Consider the following 1,890-nt stretch of genomic DNA (forward strand, 5'->3'; position numbering starts at 1 on the left):
AATCGGATAGGGGAGATTTGACCCTCCCCTTCCACACCACGTAGCGTACCGTTCAGTACTACGCGGTTCAATAGTTTACGCGTACTTTCAGATAGTGGGCAGTCATGGATGGGTATCCGAGTCTGTCCACTATTATCGTCTTGGTGAGCACAGAGTTCAGCATCTCCGCCGCCCTCCATGTCCCCTTCCGACAGTTTGACAGTTTATGCACTTGCCACTCCGGCAGATGGAGTGCACGAAGCATTTTATACCTCGTTCGCACTCTTTTCCATTGTTTCCAGTACACCGCCCGTATCCTGCGGCGGAGCCATTCGTCTGTGTCCTCCATCAGTCTCTTCATGTCCGCATACCGGTAGTAGTTTATCCACCCAGTCGTATATCTCCTGAGCTTCTCCTCTCTCTCCGGGTTGCTCCACTTGTTTCCTCTCACTGTCAATTCCCTCAGATGGTCCTTCATCTTCCTGATTGACCTGGGGTGTACCCGCATACGGCATCTTCCTTTGTTTCGGTAGAAACCGTATCCAAGGTACTTCACTTTGCTGATGTGACTCACTGTCGTTTTCTCAAGGTTGACTTTCAGGTACAGCTTTCCCGTTATAAATGGGATGATGTGCTCCAGCGTTCTTTCTGCGCTTTTCCGGCTCTTGCATAGGATGATGCAGTCATCCGCATATCTCACGAACTTATGGCCTCTGTGTTCCAGTTCCTTGTCCAGCTCGTTCAACATGACATTTCCACACAGCGGGCTTAAGGGGCCTCCCTGGGGCACCCCCTCGGTTGTCGCACGAAATCCTCCGTCTTCCATTACCCCGGCCTTCAGGTACTTGTGTATCAGCGAGACTACTCGTCCATCCTTGATCGTCCTCGACAGCACCTCTATCAGTTTGCTGTGGTTTACGGTATCAAAATAGGACTGCAAGTCCATACTGATTGCGTAGGCGTATCCTTCATCCACATACTCTCTGCACTTTGCCAGTGCGTCCTGTGCGCTCCTGCCTGGCCGGAAGCCGTAGCTGTTATCCGAAAACTGTTCCTCATAAATAGGCGTCAGTTCCTGCGCTATCGCCTGTTGTATCATCCGGTCGACCACAGTTGGAATTCCCAGCTTCCTGACTTTGTTTCCCTCTTCTTTGGGTATTTCTACCCTTCGGACGGGGTTGGGTTTGTACTTCCCCTCCCTCAGCTGCCTGACCAGTTCGTCCCGGTGGTCTTTCAGGTAGGGCAGAAGTTCATCCACCTGCATCCCATCCATTCCCCCTGACCCTCTGTTTGCTTTCACTCTCTTGTATGCGGCATTCAGGTTGTCGCTCCTGAGTATCGTATCAAGCAGGTTGTCCGTCCAAAAGTCCGTGTTGGTGTCAGGGTTCCCGGTAATCCATTCATGGACGTACACTCCTGTTCCCCTTCCCTGTTCCGCAGGTATCTCTCTCAGGTAGTCTTCAATATGAAGTTGTCTGTACTTAATTCCATGTCCGGTTTCCATTTGGAAATGGCACCTCCTACTGTTCCGTCCTTCCCGGGACATCTATAGCTGTTCCGGTACTATGACTTCTGCTGACTTCTCATGGCAAGCTTTACTCCATGACAACGAACGTTATATCGTCTTTGCCATGTTCATGAGACCTCCCCGGGTACTCACACGCTCTTTCCCACTTATACCTGCCCCGTTTACTGTTGGCGTTCCGTGCAGTTATTGGACTTTAGTTTGGTTTGCAACCTCATCCACGCTTTACAGCCTATCCGGACAACTTTTACAGGCCAGTGGTTTGCCTCCGGCTTCCTTCAGACCCCACCTCACGATGACGCCCTTGCCATTAGCTGCACCCTTCCCACTGCCGGGCGGGTCAGGGACTTTCACCCGTTAGAACGTGTGCCCGCCGGGCACACAAA

At 51.7% G+C, this 1,890-nt stretch carries 1 protein-coding gene; it reads right to left on the minus strand.

Annotated features, from left to right (window positions below):
• Positions 1-67 precede the first annotated feature (67 nt).
• Positions 68-1,483, minus strand: a complete 1,416-nt coding sequence (gene ltrA, locus H7U36_RS14970) for a group II intron reverse transcriptase/maturase (protein ID WP_033126202.1) — start codon at positions 1,481-1,483, stop codon at positions 68-70.
• Positions 1,484-1,890 lie beyond the last annotated feature (407 nt).

This window comes from Faecalicatena fissicatena, from assembly GCF_016900595.1.
GTDB classification, from domain to species: Bacteria; Bacillota; Clostridia; order Lachnospirales; family Lachnospiraceae; genus Claveliimonas; species Claveliimonas intestinigallinarum.